14 protein-coding genes are annotated in these 16,361 nt (G+C 68.3%); 3 read left to right on the forward strand and 11 right to left on the reverse strand.

Annotated features, from left to right (window positions below):
• Positions 1 to 65: 65 nt before the first annotated feature.
• The 9 genes from ftsW to ACXRVZ_RS11685 form a co-directional block, all read right to left on the reverse strand.
• On the reverse strand, positions 66 to 1,316 hold the full coding sequence (ftsW, locus tag ACXRVZ_RS11645; RefSeq protein WP_457422743.1) for a putative lipid II flippase FtsW: 1,251 nt from the start codon (positions 1,314 to 1,316) through the stop codon (positions 66 to 68).
• Positions 1,313 to 2,992: a UDP-N-acetylmuramoyl-L-alanine--D-glutamate ligase gene (gene murD, locus ACXRVZ_RS11650; RefSeq protein ID WP_457422741.1), complete on the reverse strand. Its 1,680-nt coding sequence runs from the start codon at positions 2,990 to 2,992 to the stop codon at positions 1,313 to 1,315. The genes ftsW and murD overlap by 4 nt, the downstream gene beginning before the upstream one ends.
• A 4-nt stretch (positions 2,993 to 2,996) precedes the next feature.
• Positions 2,997 to 4,175 (reverse strand): phospho-N-acetylmuramoyl-pentapeptide-transferase, encoded by a 1,179-nt coding sequence (gene mraY, locus ACXRVZ_RS11655; protein ID WP_457422739.1) that lies wholly within the window; start codon positions 4,173 to 4,175, stop codon positions 2,997 to 2,999.
• Positions 4,165 to 5,556 carry a UDP-N-acetylmuramoyl-tripeptide--D-alanyl-D-alanine ligase gene (locus ACXRVZ_RS11660; protein ID WP_457422737.1) on the reverse strand — a complete coding sequence of 464 codons (1,392 nt, stop codon included), beginning with the start codon at positions 5,554 to 5,556 and terminating at the stop codon, positions 4,165 to 4,167. Before ACXRVZ_RS11660 ends, mraY begins: the two co-directional genes overlap by 11 nt.
• Positions 5,557 to 5,561: 5 nt before the next feature.
• On the reverse strand, positions 5,562 to 7,028 hold the full coding sequence (locus ACXRVZ_RS11665) for a UDP-N-acetylmuramoyl-L-alanyl-D-glutamate--2,6-diaminopimelate ligase (RefSeq protein ID WP_457422735.1): 1,467 nt from the start codon (positions 7,026 to 7,028) through the stop codon (positions 5,562 to 5,564).
• Positions 7,028 to 8,821 (reverse strand): peptidoglycan D,D-transpeptidase FtsI family protein, encoded by a 1,794-nt coding sequence (locus ACXRVZ_RS11670; RefSeq protein WP_457422733.1) that lies wholly within the window; start codon positions 8,819 to 8,821, stop codon positions 7,028 to 7,030. The genes ACXRVZ_RS11665 and ACXRVZ_RS11670 overlap by 1 nt, the downstream gene beginning before the upstream one ends.
• Complete coding sequence (gene ftsL, locus ACXRVZ_RS11675; protein WP_457422731.1) at positions 8,821 to 9,084, reverse strand: cell division protein FtsL; 264 nt, start codon at positions 9,082 to 9,084, stop codon at positions 8,821 to 8,823. Before ftsL ends, ACXRVZ_RS11670 begins: the two co-directional genes overlap by 1 nt.
• A 147-nt stretch (positions 9,085 to 9,231) precedes the next feature.
• Entirely contained in the window at positions 9,232 to 10,170 is a 939-nt protein-coding gene (gene rsmH, locus ACXRVZ_RS11680) for a 16S rRNA (cytosine(1402)-N(4))-methyltransferase RsmH (RefSeq protein ID WP_457422729.1), read from the reverse strand.
• Positions 10,171 to 10,181: 11 nt separating this feature from the next.
• A complete protein-coding gene (locus tag ACXRVZ_RS11685; protein WP_457422896.1) occupies positions 10,182 to 10,613 on the reverse strand; it encodes a division/cell wall cluster transcriptional repressor MraZ in 432 nt (143 codons plus the stop codon).
• A 340-nt stretch (positions 10,614 to 10,953) separates the two neighbouring features.
• On the opposite strand from ACXRVZ_RS11685, the gene ACXRVZ_RS11690 reads away from it, so the two are divergent.
• Together ACXRVZ_RS11690 and fusA are read left to right on the forward strand one after the other, a co-directional pair.
• Positions 10,954 to 12,045: a lipase family protein gene (locus ACXRVZ_RS11690; protein ID WP_457422727.1), complete on the forward strand. Its 1,092-nt coding sequence runs from the start codon at positions 10,954 to 10,956 to the stop codon at positions 12,043 to 12,045.
• Positions 12,046 to 12,444: 399 nt separating this feature from the next.
• A complete protein-coding gene (gene fusA / locus ACXRVZ_RS11695) occupies positions 12,445 to 14,460 on the forward strand; it encodes an elongation factor G (protein WP_457422725.1) in 2,016 nt (671 codons plus the stop codon).
• Between the two features lie 39 nt (positions 14,461 to 14,499).
• On the opposite strand, the gene ACXRVZ_RS11700 is transcribed toward fusA, so the two are convergent.
• Both ACXRVZ_RS11700 and ACXRVZ_RS11705 read right to left on the reverse strand, forming a co-directional pair.
• Positions 14,500 to 14,973 carry a hypothetical protein gene (locus tag ACXRVZ_RS11700; RefSeq protein ID WP_457422723.1) on the reverse strand — a complete coding sequence of 158 codons (474 nt, stop codon included), beginning with the start codon at positions 14,971 to 14,973 and terminating at the stop codon, positions 14,500 to 14,502.
• 19 nt (positions 14,974 to 14,992) lie between these two features.
• Positions 14,993 to 15,400 (reverse strand): hypothetical protein, encoded by a 408-nt coding sequence (locus ACXRVZ_RS11705; RefSeq protein ID WP_457422721.1) that lies wholly within the window; start codon positions 15,398 to 15,400, stop codon positions 14,993 to 14,995.
• A gap of 808 nt (positions 15,401 to 16,208) precedes the next feature.
• Between ACXRVZ_RS11705 and ACXRVZ_RS11710 the strand changes: the two genes are divergently transcribed.
• Positions 16,209 to 16,361: helix-turn-helix domain-containing protein (locus ACXRVZ_RS11710; protein ID WP_458232430.1), on the forward strand; the 153-nt coding region annotated here is incomplete at its 3' end.

Consider the following 16,361-nt stretch of genomic DNA (forward strand, 5'->3'; position numbering starts at 1 on the left):
GCGCCGAAACAGACCACCGCCGCGCGTATCGCGCGTCGCCGCCTGGCTGCTTTGCATCCAGTCGCTCATGCGCGGCCTCCGCGCATGAGTTGTCTGTTTTCCAGATCAATCCTCAAGACCACCGCCAACGCCACACAGTTCATCAAGATCGCCGACCCACCAAAGCTCATCAACGGCAGCGTCAGGCCCTTGGTCGGCAGCGTGCCCAGGTTCACGCCCATGTTGATGAAGGCCTGGCCGCCCATCCACAGGCCGATGCCTTGCGCGTAAAGCCCGGCGAACACGCGGTCCAGCGCGATGGCCTGGCGGCCGATGAGGAAGCAGCGGCGCGTCAGCCAGAAGAAGGCGAGGATGACCAAGGCAACTCCGGCAAAGCCAAGTTCCTCGCCAATGACGGCGAGCAGGAAGTCGGTGTGGGCCTCGGGCAGGTAGTGCAGCTTCTCGACGCTGCTGCCCAGGCCCTGGCCGAACCACTCGCCGCGGCCGAAGGCGATCAGGCTGTGAATCAGCTGGTAGGACTTGCCCTGGGCGTACTTCTCGTTCCACGGGTCAAGGTAGGCAAAGATGCGCTCGCGGCGGAACTCGCTGAAGCTGATCATCAGCACGAAGGCGCCCACCAGCACCAGCGTGATGAGCAGGAACATGCGGCCGTTGACGCCGCCCAGGAACAAGATGCCCATCGCGATGCAGGCGATGACCATGAAGGCGCCCATGTCCGGCTCGGCCAGCAGCAGCAGGCCGACGAAGGCCAGCGAGATGGCCATGGGCGTGACGGCCTGGAAGAAGTTCTCCCGCGCGTCCATCTTGCGCATCATGTAGTTGGCCGCGTACAGCGCGATGCCGAACTTGGCCAGTTCGCTGGGCTGGAAGTTCATGACGCCCAGGGGGATCCAGCGCCGCGCGCCGTAGACGACCTTGCCGATTCCCGGGACGAGCACGCCCACCAGCAGCAACAGCGCCACGACGAAGACCCAGGGCGCATAGCGCTCCCACAGCGCGACGGGGATCTGCACCGTGACCAAGCCCGCAACCAGCGCAAAGCCGATGGCGACCAGGTGGCGCGTCAGGAAGTGCGTGGGCAGGTAGCGCGAAAAGCGCGGGTTGTCCGGCATCGCGATGGAGGCCGAATAGACCATCAGCAGACCCAGGGCCATCAGCGCCAGAACGACCCAGACGAGGGTGATGTCAAAGCCCTGCAGCTGCGTCGGCCGGCCGGCGGAGGTGGAGACCCAGTCGCGCACCGGCACCGGGCCGCCGGACTCGTCGTCGCCGCGCTTCCACAGGCCTTGCAGGCGTTGGGTAAACGTGGCGATCACAGCGCCACCCCGCGCTCGTCGGCCAGCTGCTGCACCGTGGCGACGAAAACCTCGGCGCGGTGGGCGTAGTTGCGGAACATGTCCAGGCTGGCGCAGGCCGGGGACAGCAGCACGCTGTCGCCGCTTTGGGCTTGCGCCAGGCACCAGGCGGTGGCGGCTTCCAGCGTCGCGTGGTGCTGCAGCGGCACGCCGGTGGCGGCCAGCGCGGCCTCGATCTGCGGCGCGTCCCGGCCGATCAGCGCGACGGCGCGGGCATGGCGCTGCACGCCTGCGGCCAGCGGCGCGAAGTCCTGGCCCTTGCCGTCGCCGCCAAGGATGAGCACCAGCTTGGCCGGCGCGCGGTCAGCCCCCAGGCCCGAGATGGCTGCAACGGTGGCGCCGACATTGGTGCCTTTGCTGTCGTCGTAGAACTCGACGCCGTCGATGCTGCCGACGGGCTCCACGCGATGCGGCTCGCCGCGGTACTCGCGCAGCGCGTGCAGCATGGGCGCCAGCTCGCAGCCGGCGGCGCAGGCGAGCGCCAGCGCGGCCAGCCCGTTGGCGGCGTTGTGGCGGCCGCGCACGCGCAGCGCGTCGGCAGGCATGAGGCGCTGGATGATGAGCGGCTCTGCGTCGTCGCTCTTCTTGCGCTTGATGGTCGGGTCCAGCTCCAGGGCGCGCACCAGCCAGGTCAGGCCGCCTTCGTCGACAAGACCGAAGTCACCCGGTGCCTGGGGCGCGTTCAGGCCAAAGCGCACGACCTGGCGCGACACGGTGCGGCCGGGCTTGCCGCGGCTGCCCTTGACGAACACCGGCGCGGGCACAAGGGCTTCGACGTCGGCGTCGTCACGGTTGGCGACGATCACCGACTCACGGCCGAAGATGCGCGCCTTGGCGCGGCCGTAGGCGGCCATGTCGCCATGCCAGTCGAGGTGGTCCTGCGTCAAATTCAGGACGGCACCGGCGGTCGGCTCGAAGTTGTTGACACCTTCCAGCTGGAAGCTCGACAACTCCAGCACCCAGACCTCGGGCAGCGTCTCGAACACCGGGCCGCGTGGCGGCGGTGGGTTGATGGGCAGCGGTGTTTCCTCGTCGGGCAGCACCGATTCGGCTTCCACGACTTCTTCGACGGGCGCGTCTTCGATCTCCGCCGCGATCACTTCGGCCGGCGTCTCGACCGGCACCGGATCAGGCTCCCTGGTCAGCGCCTCGGTCAGCGTGTCCAGCAGCGTCGGGCCGATGTTGCCGGCGATGGCCACGCGCTTGCCGGCGCGCTCGACGAGCAGGCCGGTCATGCAGGTCGTCGTCGTCTTGCCGTTGGTGCCGGTGATGGCGAGCACGGCGGGCGTGTAGCCATGCTGGGCCTTGAGCGCGGCCAGTGCGTCGGCGAACAGGTCCAGCTCGCCGCGCACGGCCGGGCCGTCCGAATAGACGGCGGCCAGGCGCGCGTCCAGCGGCGACAGGCCCGGACTCTTCAGCACCGCGTTGAAGCTGGCAGCAATGTCGGCCGTCAGCTCACCGGTGATGAAGGCTGCCGTGTCGCCCAACGCGGTCAACTGCGGCGGCTGCGCGCGCGAGTCCCACACCGTGACCTGCGCGCCGAAGCTCGCGCACCAGCGCGCCATGGCCAGGCCGGAGTCACCCAGGCCCAGCACCAGCACGCGCTGATCGACGAGTTGCGGCAGGCTCAGCTTCATGCGACTACCGGAGCTTCAAGCTCGCCAGGCCGACCAGGCACAGCAGCATGGTGATGATCCAGAAACGGATGACGACCTGCGTCTCGTTCCAGCCGCTCTTCTCGAAGTGGTGATGCAGCGGCGCCATCTTGAAGATGCGCCGGCCCGTGCCGAAGCGCTTCTTCGTGAACTTGAACCAGCTCACCTGCAGCATCACGCTCAGCACTTCGGCCACGAAGATGCCGCCCATGATGCCGAGCACGATCTCCTGGCGCGTGATGACGGCGATGGTGCCCAGGCCGCCGCCCAGCGCCAACGCGCCGACGTCGCCCATGAAGACCTGCGCCGGGTGGGCGTTGAACCACAGGAAGGCCAGGCCTGCGCCGGCCATCGCCGCGCAGAAGATCAGCAGTTCGCCGGCACCTGGGATGTAGGGCAGCAGCAGGTATTTGGAGAACACCGACGAGCCGGTCAGATAGGCGAACAGGCCCAGCGCCGAGCCCACCAGCACCACCGGCATGATGGCCAGGCCGTCCAAGCCGTCGGTGAAGTTCACCGCGTTGCTGGTGCCCACCATGACGAAATAGGCCAGGGCCACGAAGCCCCACACGCCCAGCGGCATGCTGATGGTCTTGAAGAACGGGATGAGCAGGTCGGCCTTGGGCGGCAGCTCGGTCGAGAAGCCGCTGGACACCCAGCGGAAGAACAGCTGCACGACCCCCAGGAAACTGGTCTCCGACACGCCGAACGCCAGGTAGAGCGCGGCGAACAGGCCGATCAGCGACTGCCACAAGAACTTTTCGCGGCTGCGCATGCCCTCGGGGTTCTTGTCAACGACCTTGCGCCAGTCGTCCACCCAGCCCACGGCGCCAAAGCCCATGGTGACCAGCATGACGACCCAGACGAAGCGGTTGCTCCAGTCGAACCACAGCAGCGTCGACACGCCGATGCCGATCAGGATGAGCACGCCACCCATGGTCGGCGTGCCGCTCTTGGCCAGGTGCTGCTGCACGCCGTAGGCGCGGATGGGCTGGCCGATCTTCATCGCCGTCAGGCTGCGGATGACCCAGGGCCCGAAGGCCAGGCCAATCAGCAGCGCCGTCATGGCCGCCATCACCGCGCGGAAGGTGATGTACTGGAAGACGCGCAGGAACCCCAGGTCGGGGTAGAGACCCTGCAGCCACTGGGCGAGGCTAAGCAGCATGCATGTCTCCGGTGGGTTGGGTGGTTTGCAGTGCGGCGACCACTTGTTCCATCTTCATGAAGCGCGAGCCCTTGACCAGGGTCTGGGCTGCGGCGCCGGGTTGTTCGTCGAGGGCCGCGATGAGCGCGGCCGTGCTGTCGAAGGCGCGGGCGCGAGGGCCATAGGCCGCCGCCGCGTCGCGGGCGGCCGCGCCGGCCGTCCAGAAGTGGGCGATGCCGCGCTCGGCCGCGTAGGCGCCCACTTCGCGGTGGAAGGCCGGGCCGTCGTTGCCGACCTCGCCCATGTCGCCCAGGATGAGCCAGCCCTCGCCGGGCAGGCCAGCCAGCACGTCGATGGCGGCGCGCACGCTGTCGGGGTTGGCGTTGTAGCTGTCGTCGACGAGGGTGCGGCCCTGCGCGTCGCGCTTGAGTTCGCTGCGGCCCTTGACGGCGCGAAAACTCTCCAGGCCCTGCTGGATGGCGGACAGCGGCGCGCCGGCCGCGAGCGCAGACGCCGCGGCGGCCAGCGCGTTGCGCACGTTGTGCTCCCCGGCCATCTGCAGCGCCACCGGCACCGTGCCGGCCGGCGTGTGCAACTCCAGCGCCCAGTGCTGCGCGTCGCCCTGCCACTGCGCTTCACCGGTCACATCGGCCTCGCCATGCAGCGCGAAGGTCAGATGCGGGCGGGCACCGGCCATCTCGAACCAGATCGGCGCGCAGGCGTCCTCGGCAGGGAAGACGGCGCAGCCGCTCAGGCTCAGCGCCTCCAGCACGGCGCCGTTCTCGCGCGCCACGGCCTCGACGGTGGCCATGAATTCCTGGTGCTCGCGCTGCGCGTTGTTGACGAGGGCCACCGTCGGCTGCGTCATCGCCGCCAGTGGTGCGATCTCGCCGGGGTGGTTCATGCCCAGCTCGACGACGGCGGCGCGGTGGCTCACCTCGTCGTCGTGGCGCAGGCGCAGCAGCGTCAGCGGCACGCCGATGTCGTTGTTGTAGTTGCCCTCGGTGGCCAGCGCGCCATCCGCCACCCAGGCGCGCAGGATGCTCGCGATCATCTGCGTCGTCGTCGTCTTGCCGTTGCTGCCGGTGACGGCAATGACGGGCAGTTGCTGCTGACGTCGCCACGCTGCGGCGAGCTGGCCGAGGGCCGCTTTCGCATCGGGCACCAGCAGGCCCGGCAGGCCGGCTTCCGCCAGGCCGCGCTCGGCCAGCGCCGCAACGGCGCCCGAGGCCTTGGCCTGCGCCAGAAAGTCGTTCGCATCAAAGCGCTCGCCGCGCAGCGCGACGAACAGGTCGCCCGCGCGCAGCGTGCGCGTGTCGCTGTGCACGCGGGCAAAGCCGGTCGTGCCGTCGCCCACCAGCGTGGAGCCGGGCAGCAGTGCCTGCGCTTCGGCCAAGGTCATGAACGTCACAGACCGGCCCTCTCAAGCAGCGCCGCACGCGCTTCGGCCACGTCGGAGAACGGCCGGCGCACGCCGTTCACCTCCTGGTAGTCCTCGTGGCCCTTGCCGGCGACCAGCACGATGTCGCGCGCGCCGGCCTGTGTGATGGCCGCGCGTATGGCTTCCTCGCGCGCCTCGATGACTATTGCCGCGGGCGCCCCGGCCGTGATGTCTGCCAGGATCTGCGCCGGCACCTCGGTGCGCGGGTTGTCCGTCGTGACGACGACATGGGCCGCCAGGCGTGCGGCGATGCTGCCCATCTGCGGGCGCTTGCCGCGGTCGCGGTCGCCGCCGCAGCCGAACACGCAGATCAGCTCGCCGCCACGCGCCTTGGCCAGGCCCTGCAGCGCCGACAGCGCCTTGTCCAGCGCGTCCGGCGTGTGGGCGTAGTCGATGACGACCTGCGGCAGCTCGCGGCCGTTGCCGACGCGCTGCATGCGGCCGGGCACCGGCGTCACGCGGGCCAGCACGCGCGCCACGTCGGCCAATGCATGGCCTTGCGCCCGCAGCGCGCCGGCCACGCCGAGCAGGTTGGCAGCGTTGTAGTCGCCGATCAGGCTGGTCTGCAAGGCAATGGACTCGCCACCCTCGTGCAGCGTGAAGGCCAGGCCCTCGCCGGTGTAGTGCAGGTCGCGCGCCGTCAGCCGCGCATCCAGACGCTCGACGCCGGTGGTCCACACGTCCAGCGCCGCCAATTCCGCCGCGAGCGCATCGCCCTTGGCATCGTCCAGGTTGATGACCGCCGCGCGCAGGCCGGGGAAGCCGAACAGCGCCCGCTTGGCCACCCAGTAGGCGTCCATGTCGCCGTGGTAGTCGAGGTGGTCCTGCGTGAAGTTGGTGAACACGGCCACGCGGATGGCAGTACCGGAGAGCCGGCCTTCGACGATGCCGATGCTGCTGGCCTCGATGGCGCAGGCCGCGAAGTCTTGGTCGCGCATGCGGGCGAACGCGGCCTGCAACAGCACGGGGTCGGGCGTGGTCAAGCCGTTGTAGTCCAGCTTGGGCGGCTCGCCGATGCCCAGCGTGCCGACGACGCCGCAGCGCTTGTTCAAGCCGGCCAGGGCCTGGGCGATCCACCAGGCCGACGAGGTCTTGCCGTTGGTGCCGGTGATGGCGATGACGTCCAGCGTGTCGGTGGGCTTGCCGAAGAAGGCGGCGGCGATCTCGCCGGTGCGCGCCTTGAGGCCGGGCAGCGAGGCCACGCGCGCGTCGACAAAGCCGAAGCGCTCGACGTCGCCGTCCTCCACCAGGCAGGTGGCGGCACCGGCGGCCAGCGCGGCGGCCACGTACTCACGGCCATCGCGCGCATAGCCGGGCCAGGCGATGAAGGCGTCGCCGGGCTGGACCTGGCGGCTGTCGGTGCGCAGCGTGCCGGTGCACCATTCGGCGAGCCAGCGGGCGGCGGCTTCCGGGGATTTCAGGCGCGTCAACATCAGAAGCTCTCTTCCACGGCCGTGGCCTTTTGATTCGCGACGATCTGGCTCTTCACATCCAGGTCGGGCGCCACACCCAGCAGGCGCAGCGTCTGCGCGGTGACCTGGCTGAACACCGGGCCGGCGACCTTGCCGCCGTAATAGACGCCGGCGGTCGGCTCGTCGACCATCACCGCGACGACGATGCGCGGGTTGCTGATCGGCGCAATGCCGACGAACCAGGAGCGGTATTTGTGGGCCGCATAGCCGCGGCCTTCCTGCTTGTGCGCGGTGCCGCTCTTGCCGCCCACGCTGTAGCCCGGCACCTGCGCGTCGGGCGCCGTGCCGCCGGGGCCGGCGGCGGCCTGCAGCATCAGGCGCAGATCCTGCGTGACCTTGGGCGAAAAGACGCGGATGCCCGCCACCGGTTGGTCATGCGGCTGGCGCAGCATGCTCACGGGCACGATCTCGCCGTCGCGCGCGAACACCGTGTAGGCCCGCGCCAGCTGGAACAGCGACGCCGACAGCCCGTAGCCGTAGCTCATCGTCGCCTGCTCGATGGGCCGCCAGGTCTTGTAGGGCCGCAACTTGCCGCTGATGGCGCCGGGGAAGCTGATCTGCGGCCGCTGACCCAGGCCGATGGCCGTGAACATCTCGTGCATCTCGCGCGGCTGCATCTGCATGGCGAGCTTGGTGGCGCCGATGTTGCTGGAGAACTTGATGACCTCGCGCACCGGGATGACGCCGTGCGCCTTGGTGTCGGTGATGACGGCGCCCTGGAAGGCGTACTTGCCGTTGCCGGTGTCGACCATGGTCTCCGGCGTGCTGCGGCCGGTTTCCATCGACAGGCCGGCGATGAAGGGCTTCATCGTCGAGCCGGGCTCGAAGACGTCGGTCAGTGCGCGGTTGCGCAGCTGCTCGCCGGACAGGTTCTGGCGGTTGCCCGGGTCGTAGCTCGGGAAGTTGGCCAGCGCCAGCACCTCGCCGCTCTGCACGTCCAGCACGACGACGGAGCCGGCCTTGGCCTTGTTGGCCGCCACCGCGTCACGGATGCGCTGGTAGGCGAAGAACTGCACCTTCGAGTCGACCGACAGGTCGATGTCCTGGCCATTGGCCGCCGGCACGACGTCGCCGATGTCCTCGACGACGCGGCCCAGGCGATCACGCACGACGGAGCGCGAGCCGTCGCGGCCTTGCAGCTCCTTCTGGAAGGCCAGCTCGATGCCCTCCTGGCCGCGGTCTTCCACGTTCGTGAAGCCGACGACATGCGCCGCCGCCTCGCCCTCGGGGTACTTGCGACGGTACTCGCGGTCCTGGAACACGCCCTTGAGCCCGAGCGCCTTCACGCGCGTGGCTGTGTCGTCGTCGGACAGGCGCTTCAGCCAGACGAAGCGCGCCTCGGGGTTGAGCTTGGCCTCCAGCTCCTTGTTCGACAGGCCCAGCGCCTTGGCCAGTTCCCGGCGCTTGTCCGTATCGGCATCCACTTCCTTCGGGATGGCCCAGATGGACGGCACCGCCACGCTGGCCGCCAGCGTCTGGCCGGCGCGGTCGTTGATGCGGCCCCGGCTGGCCGGCAACTCCAGCGTGTGCGCGTAGCGGGCCTCGCCCTGCTTCTGGAAGAAGTCACTGTGCAGCACCTGCACGTAGATGGCGCGGCCCAGCAGGCCGGCAAAGGCCAGGCCGACGAGACCGACGAGAAAGCGCGAGCGCCACGGCGGCGTCTTGGAGGCCAGCAGCGGGCTGGTCGAATAGCTGACGCCACGGCCCGAGCCGAGCGCGCGGGCGCCGGACTTGTGGGCCTTGCCGGAACCCATCACGGCGCCACCCCCGACGCGACGACGGCCGGCGAGATCAGCCGCATGCCCAGGCGCTCGCGGGCGACCTGCTCGACACGCAGGTTGGTGGCCTGCGCATGGCGTTCGGCCTTCAGGCGCTCGGCATCGGCCGCCAGGCGCTGGCCTTCGGCCTTGGTGCGGTCGCGCTCGGCGAACAGGCGGCGCGACTCGTAGGCGTTGTGCACCAGCGCCAGGCCGCTGGCCAGCACCGCGAGGATGAGCGCGAGGTTGAGCTTGGCCACGGGATCAGGCCTTGCATCCGGTATTCGCGGGCCGAGCGCCGGGCCGCTCCCAAGCCGGCACGCCATGGCGATGTGCTTGCCGGTCAAGCCGGCAAGCATCGCCGTCCCCTCGGGGGACCGGCCAAAGTGCGCTTTGGACGAGGGGCATCATTTCAGCGGGGCGTCCGTGCGCTCGGCAACGCGCAGCACGGCGGAGCGCGAGCGCGGGTTGGCCCTCACCTCGGTCTCGCTCGGCTTGACACGGCCCAGGGCCACCAGCGCCAGCTCCGGCGGCGGCGCAAACGGCGCGCGGCGGTCGAACTCGGCCTTGCTGTGCGCCGCGATGAACTGCTTCACGCGCCGGTCTTCCAGCGAGTGGAAGCTGATGATCGACAGGCGCCCACCGGGGGCCAGCAAGCGCAGCGCGGATTTCAGCCCTTGATCAAGCTGTTCCAGCTCGCCGTTGACATGAATCCGAAGAGCTTGAAAGGTGCGCGTGGCCGGGTCCTGGCCGGGCTCGCGGGTCTTGACCGAGCGAGCCACGAGTTCGCGCAGCTCGTCGGTGCGCGTGATCGGCGTACCGGTTTCTCGGCGAGCAACAAGCGCCTTTGCAATGTGTGAAGCAAACCGTTCTTCGCCATAGTCCTTGATGACCCGTGCAATCTCGCGCTCTTCGGCCCGCGCAAGGAAATCGGCCGCGCTCTGGCCGCGCGTCGTGTCCATGCGCATGTCCAGCGGCCCGATGAAGCGAAAGCTGAAGCCCCGCTCCGGGTTGTCGATCTGCGGGCTGGACACACCCAGGTCCAGCAGCACACCATCCACCTGATGAACACCGATGTCCGCCAACTCCTCCAGCATGTCGGCAAAGCCGGCGTGGACGATGGAGAAGCGCGGGTCGGTGATGGCCGCCGCCGCCGCAATCGCCTCGGGGTCGCGGTCGATGCCAATCAACCGGCCCTCCGGCGCCAGCTTGGCCAGCAGCGCACGCGAATGGCCGCCGCGGCCGAAGGTGCCGTCCACGTAAACGCCGTCCGGCCGCGCCAGCACACCGTCCACCGCCTCATCCAGCAGCACGGTCGTGTGGCGGAACTCGGCGGGTTCTGTCACGTCAGCGCCCATCAGAAGCTGAAATCCTTGAGCGCGTCCGGCAGCGGCCCGGCCATCACCTCGGCCTCGTGGGCGGCGTGGGCCTCGGCGTCCCACAGCTCGAAGTGGCTGCCCATGCCCAGCAGCATCACGTCGTTCTTGAGGCCGGCACTGCGGCGCAGCTCGGGCGAGATCAGCACGCGCGCCGCCGAGTCGATCTCGACGTCCATCGCGTTGCCCAGGAAGACGCGCTTCCAGCCCGCCGCCGCCATCGGCAACGCGGCCACCTTGTCGCGAAAGCCCTCCCACGTCGGCCGCGGGAACAGCATCAGGCAGCCGTCGGGGTGCTTGGTGACGGTCAGCCGCCCCTGGCAGAGCAGCTGCAGCACCTCACGGTGTCGCGTCGGGACGCCCAGGCGCCCCTTGGCGTCTAGCGCCAAGTTGGAGGCTCCCTGAAAGACGATTTCCGACACTTTTCACCACGAAAGAACACTTCTCCCCACTTTAAGGCTCAGGAACCCCCGGGTCAAGATTGCGCACAAGTTTTTTCAATGGAATCAAGCACTTAGAGCCGACTGTTGAAATACACAGCCGCTCAGGAAATATCTTTCATAAATAAGGACTTGCCGGATATTTGCGAAGTGGCGCTTGAGGTTTAGGGTTACGCGCTCGGTGGGTATCGCCAGCCCGCCCCCCATGACTTCAGGCCCGCCCTCACGCCCCGCATGCCTGGTTTCAGGCTTTCAACCAGGTCGTCAGTTGGAAGGATGCCGAGCGGGTCCGAGCGCGTTAGAACCTCGCGCCATGAGCGACGACTACACCCATTCGCCGATCGACCTCTTCTTCCCCGAGAAGACTCCTCCGGTTTTCGCGCCGGACGCGAAGCCCGATGAAATGGCACTCGCCATCGAAGCGGCGCGCCTCGCCTACTTTCGGTTCGAGGGTGGAGAAGAAGCGCGAAGGCCACTGGAAGACTCGCTGCGCCACCTGGGCTTCATCGAGTTCGCCTATTTCGAAGCGCCGGTGCTTGACGCTGATGCCCTGACGGTGCCGGACGGGCCGTTCAAGCTGCCAAGCGTGCTCAAGGCAGCAGCCCCTGTCGCCGACCTCGCCAAGAATGTCTTGGGCACGGTCTTCAAGGCAGCCGAGATCGTCCAGAGCAAGGTGAACGAGGTCGCGCAGGCCGTTCATCCGAGCATCAGGCTTTTTGCCAACCCGACCGACACGCAGGCCTTTGCCGCCGTGAGCAAGGATGGGGGCGTTCTGCTGGCGTTCCGAGGCTCAGAGGCAAACACCCTGAAGGACCTGCTGCTTGATGGCCAGTTCTTGCAGGTCAAGGCCGCCGGCTGGGAAGGCCTGCTGCATCACGGCTTTGCGCGCGCCGCCTCCGCAATCTGGCCCGAAATTGAAGAGTTCCTCAAGCGCCACCCCAAGTCAGACCTCCTGATCACTGGCCACAGCCTTGGCGCCGCCATCGCAACGCTGATCGCTGTTCGCGCCCGTCGACCGAACAAGACGCGCCTGGTGACGCTTGGATCACCGCGCGTCGGTGACCCGGCCTTTGTCGAGTCTTTCAACACGGCCGGGATCACTTGCACCCGCCTGGTGGATTGCATCGACGTGGTCACCCGCATTCCGCCCACGAAGGTCGGCTCACTTGAATATCAACACGTCGACTCTCCGGCCTACATCGATCGACAGGGACGCGTGACAAAGGACCCCACCGGCGACAACGAGCCCCACCTGCCGCTCGACCTCGACAAGATCGCGAACCTCCTGCCGACCACCCTCACCTTTCCTCCCAAGAACCTCATCGCGTTGCCAGCCGATCTCACCGACCACGCCACCCTCAACTACCTCCGCGCCTACTGGCCGCCAGCGAAGTCACCTCCGTGACGGATCGACATGGGGCGGCATTGAAACCGGTGCGCACACCACCAAATTCCCCCACAAGCCCCGGGCCTGTTCAGGCCGACAGACAATCGCACCCATCATGAAGATCAACCACACGACCCAAGCCCGCCTCAGCACCTGAGACGCCCTTCGACCGTGTTCGGAAGGCGCCACGCCTTCCGGTTCAAACAAACCCCGGCAGGCTCGTACCTCCCGGGGTTTTGTTTTTCTCGAGCCACCATGCGCACCCGCACCTTCGACAAGCTGATCGCCACGATTCCCGAGCGCCGGAGCGCGGCTCGGCTCTGCCTGTCGCACGCGCGCTTCGGCGTCCTGCCTTTGCGCTAGTTCCCTCGGCGATTCCGTCTGAGGGGCTGGCCCCTCACTCATTCAGGAATCGCCATGAACTCGAAATCCAACTTCCGCAACCTGCGCAACATCGGCGTCATCGCCCACGTCGACGCGGGCAAGACCACGACCACCGAACGCATCCTGTTCTACACGGGCGAGAACCATCGCATCGGCGAAGTGCACAACGGCGCCACGACGATGGACTTCGACCCCCAGGAACGCGCACGCGGCATCACCATCCACAGCGCCGCCACGACCGTGCACTGGCAGGGCACGCAGATCAACCTGATCGACACGCCCGGACACATCGACTTCAACCTCGAGGTGCGCCGCTCGCTGCGCGTGCTGGACGGTGCCGTCGTCGTCTTCGACGGCGTGGCTGGCGTGGAACCCCAGACCGAGACCAACTGGCGCCTCGCGGACGAGTACCGCGTGCCGCGCATCGCCTTCGTCAACAAGCTGGACCGCATTGGGGCGGACTTCCAGCGCGTCGTCGCGTCCCTGCAGGACCGCCTGGGCGTGCGCGCGTTGCCGCTGCAGCTGCCAGTCGGCGCGGAAGGCGAGTTCCGTGGCGTGGTGGACCTGCTGACGATGCAGGCCTTGATATGGGACCGTGACGACGCGTCGGCGCCGCCACGTGTGGCCGCCATCCCGCCCGAACTGCTGCCTGCTGCCGAGGCCGCGCATGCGCGCCTGCTGGAAGCCGCTGCCGAACAGGACGACGCGCTGCTGGACGCCTGGCTGCGCGGCGCCGAGCTGCCTGTTGACGACGTGCGTGCGGCGCTGCGCCGCGGCACCATCGCGGGCGCCTTCGTGCCCGTGCTGGCCGGCTCGGCCTTCCGCAACCGCGGCGTGGAGCCCTTGCTGGATGCCGTCGTGGCCTACCTGCCTGCACCCGGTGAAGCGCCTGGTGTGGCGGACACACACGGGCCGCTGTCTGCCCTCGCCTTCAAGCTGACCGCCGACGACCACGGCGCGATGGTGTTCGTGCGCGTCTACAGCGGCCGGCTCAAGCGCGGCGACACGGTCTTCAACGCCAGCACCGGCAGGCCCGAGCGCGTGTCGCGGCTGTACGAGATCCACGCGGACCAGCGAGTTGAACGCGACGAACTCGTCGCGGGCGACATCGCGGGCGTCGTGGGCCTGAAGGACGTGCTGACCGGCCACACGCTGGCGTCTGCCAAGGACGCGGCCGTGCTGGAAAGCATCGCCGTGCCCGAAGCCGTCATCGACGTCGCCATCGAGCCGCGCAAGCAGGCCGACGCCGCAGCCCTCGCGAAGGGCCTGGGCGTGCTCGTCCGTGAAGACCCGTCGCTGCGCCTGCGGCAGGACGCCGACTCGGGCCAGACGCTGCTGTCCGGCATGGGCGAGCTACAGCTGGAAGTGGCCGTGGAGAAGCTGCGCTCACGCTTTGGCGTGGACGTGGCCACGGGCCGCCCGCAGGTCGCCTACCGCGAGACCATCACGGCTGCGGCCGAGGTGCGCCATGTGCACAAGAAGCAGAGCGGCGGCCCCGGCCAGTTTGCCGAGCTGACGCTGCGCATCGCGCCGCTGCCGCGTGGTGACGGCTTCCGCTTTGACAGCCAGGTGATGGGCGGCGCGATCCCGCGCGAGTTCGTCCCGGCTGTGGAGGCGGGCATTCGCAAGGCGGCGCAAGCCGGCCCGTTCGCGGGCTATCCGCTGGTGGACTTCGAGGCCGTGCTGCTGGACGGCAGCCACCACGTACGCGACTCGTCGGCGCTGGCCTTCGAGCTGGCGGCGGCGGCGGCGCTGCGCGAGGCAGTCCAGAAGGCGTCGCCCGCCGTGCTGGAGCCGCTGATGACCGTCGAGGTCATCACGCCGGCCGAGTCGCTGGGCGACGTCATTGGCGACCTGCTGCGCCGGCGCGGCCAGGTGCAGGGCCAGGACGCACGCGGCAACGCAGTCGTCGTGACGGCCCATGTGCCGCTGGAGCGGATGTTTGGCTACATCGGGCAGTTGCGCGCGCTCAGCTCGGGGCGGGCACAGTTCACGATGCAGCTGAGCCATTACGCCGAAGTGCCGGCGCGTGCGGCGTTGGCGGCTTGAGCCAGGGCGGGGGTGGCCGGAAACGGCCACCCCCGCTTTCTATTGGCGCGTCCGATTCATCGCCAAGGCCACGATGGCCAGACCAGCGGCAACGACGAGAGCGTCTTCGATCAGGCCGCTGCGGGTCTGGCCGATGCGGGCCATGGCCTGCTTGCGTGCCGCGAGAGTGGCGTAGGCGAGCGGCACGGCGGTAGCGACCGCAACGGTTGCGCCGGCTCGCTCCTTGCCGTGCGGCGCCAGCGCTGCGCCAGCGATGCCGGCGCTCGCCACGCGCGCCGCGAGACCCAGTGCAACGGTGCGGTCGGGGGCCGTCTTCATCTTGTCGCCCAACAGTTCTCCGACGCCCATGGCCATGGCGCCGAACTTGAACAGCGGCCGGTCCAGCAGGAAGAGTTGCCCCGGTGTGCGGCGGCCTGCAAGGCGGGCCAATGCGATGGAAGCCATGGGCGTCATCGAGCGCGCGCTTGCGACGGCGCCGATCAGCACGGAAGATAGAAGGCTGCGAATGGGCATCTTGGTTTCTCCTGCAGGTTCAGCGCTGCGACTTCACGGGCGCGGACGCCGCCAAACCGCGCTCGCAGGCTGCCTTGTCTGTTGCGTTGCCAGCGGCCATGCACCGCGCCGCGCCGTCGTCCACACCACCGAGCACATTGCCTGTCGGCACTGATGGGGTGGTTGCCGCAGCGGCGTTTCTTCTGGACTTGAGCGGTATTCGGATCTGCGGAATCACCCGTTCCTCGGGCCGCTGGTTGCCCGGCTCCTTGGCGTTCTCGGCTGCCGTGATGGCGGCGTTGCGCGTCGGGACTTGTTTGGAGGCCGCAGTCATTGGCACGGCTGCTGAAGCCGGTGGCGAAGAGGGCGTGGCTGCTTGAGCGAATGCGCCGCCGGTGATGGCCGCTGCAAGGATGCTGCCAAGGATGGTGTAAATGACGATCTTCATGTGGCACCCGCGGTTGTGGGCTGTGATGCGATGAATGTCACTGTGCTGGTGGAAAGGATGTGTAGGCGGGGGGCTTGCCATTCATGGCGCAGCCGCTGATACCCCATTGGGTGTCGCCGTCCACACTGCCGCCAACTGCTCGCTTTTGCGGATGTCCTTGCTGCTCGCTGCATTGCCGGGAGTCCGTCCCGGCGGCCGGGTAACTTTCTTCTGCGGGGCCAGAAGAAAGTCACCAAAGAAGAGGCCCTGAACCGCACACGAGTACCACGTGCACGAGCTGCGCCGTGCAACAGCCGCTCGGTGAGTGGGCAGACGCGACCCGCTGCGCTCTCGCTGCTGTCCTTGTCATCAGCACCATCCATCGCCACAGCGGGCCGCCTAACGCGCGGCTGCACGCCGTGCTCACGAGGAATACCGAAGACAGCGTCGCTCGGGCGACGCGATAGCTCGACGGCTCGTTGCAGCTTCGCACGTAGGGGTGAGCGCCACGATTCCCAACGCCGCCCCGCTCAACGCCCATGGCGTCGCCCCAGCGACGCGGTATCCCTGGCGAGCACGGCGTGCAGCCGCGCGTTAGGCGGCGTGAAGAGGCAAGCTATGGCGCTCGTCACAAGGACAGCAGCGAGAGCGCAGCGGGTCGCGTCTGGGCGCGATCCATTGCCAAGCCCGTCAGGCCGCTGGAGTGCGGATTCAGCGCCTCTTCTTTGGTGACTTTCTTCTGGCGCCGTGTATAGACCGGGGACATGGGTAACGGGTGTGCCAGGACATGGGTAACGCTTTCGGGTGTTGAAGCCCCCGGAAGAAGCCCATGGTCTGGACGGAGAAGAGCACCGTGTCCCTGCGTCAAGAATTCGTGCACCTGGCTCGCCAGGACGGCGCCAATGTGCGTGCGCTGTGCCGCCAGTTCGGCATCAGCCCCAAGACGGGCTACAAGTGGTTGAACCGCTTCGAGGCCGCTGCG

The organism is Roseateles sp. P5_E8 (genome assembly GCF_054177665.1).

What these genes read in the sequence shown, in the direction of transcription:
- murD (WP_457422741.1), bottom strand. Translation starts at nt 2,992, where the DNA reads ATGAAGCTGAGCCTGCCGCAACTCGTCGATCAGCGCGTGCTGGTGCTG.
- mraY (WP_457422739.1), bottom strand. Translation starts at nt 4,175, where the DNA reads ATGCTGCTTAGCCTCGCCCAGTGGCTGCAGGGTCTCTACCCCGACCTG.
- ACXRVZ_RS11660 (WP_457422737.1), bottom strand. Translation starts at nt 5,556, where the DNA reads ATGACCTTGGCCGAAGCGCAGGCACTGCTGCCCGGCTCCACGCTGGTG.
- ACXRVZ_RS11665 (WP_457422735.1), bottom strand. Translation starts at nt 7,028, where the DNA reads ATGTTGACGCGCCTGAAATCCCCGGAAGCCGCCGCCCGCTGGCTCGCC.
- ACXRVZ_RS11670 (WP_457422733.1), bottom strand. Translation starts at nt 8,821, where the DNA reads ATGGGTTCCGGCAAGGCCCACAAGTCCGGCGCCCGCGCGCTCGGCTCG.
- ACXRVZ_RS11690 (WP_457422727.1), top strand. Translation starts at nt 10,954, where the DNA reads ATGAGCGACGACTACACCCATTCGCCGATCGACCTCTTCTTCCCCGAG.
- fusA (WP_457422725.1), top strand. Translation starts at nt 12,445, where the DNA reads ATGAACTCGAAATCCAACTTCCGCAACCTGCGCAACATCGGCGTCATC.
- ACXRVZ_RS11700 (WP_457422723.1), bottom strand. Translation starts at nt 14,973, where the DNA reads ATGCCCATTCGCAGCCTTCTATCTTCCGTGCTGATCGGCGCCGTCGCA.
- ACXRVZ_RS11705 (WP_457422721.1), bottom strand. Translation starts at nt 15,400, where the DNA reads ATGAAGATCGTCATTTACACCATCCTTGGCAGCATCCTTGCAGCGGCC.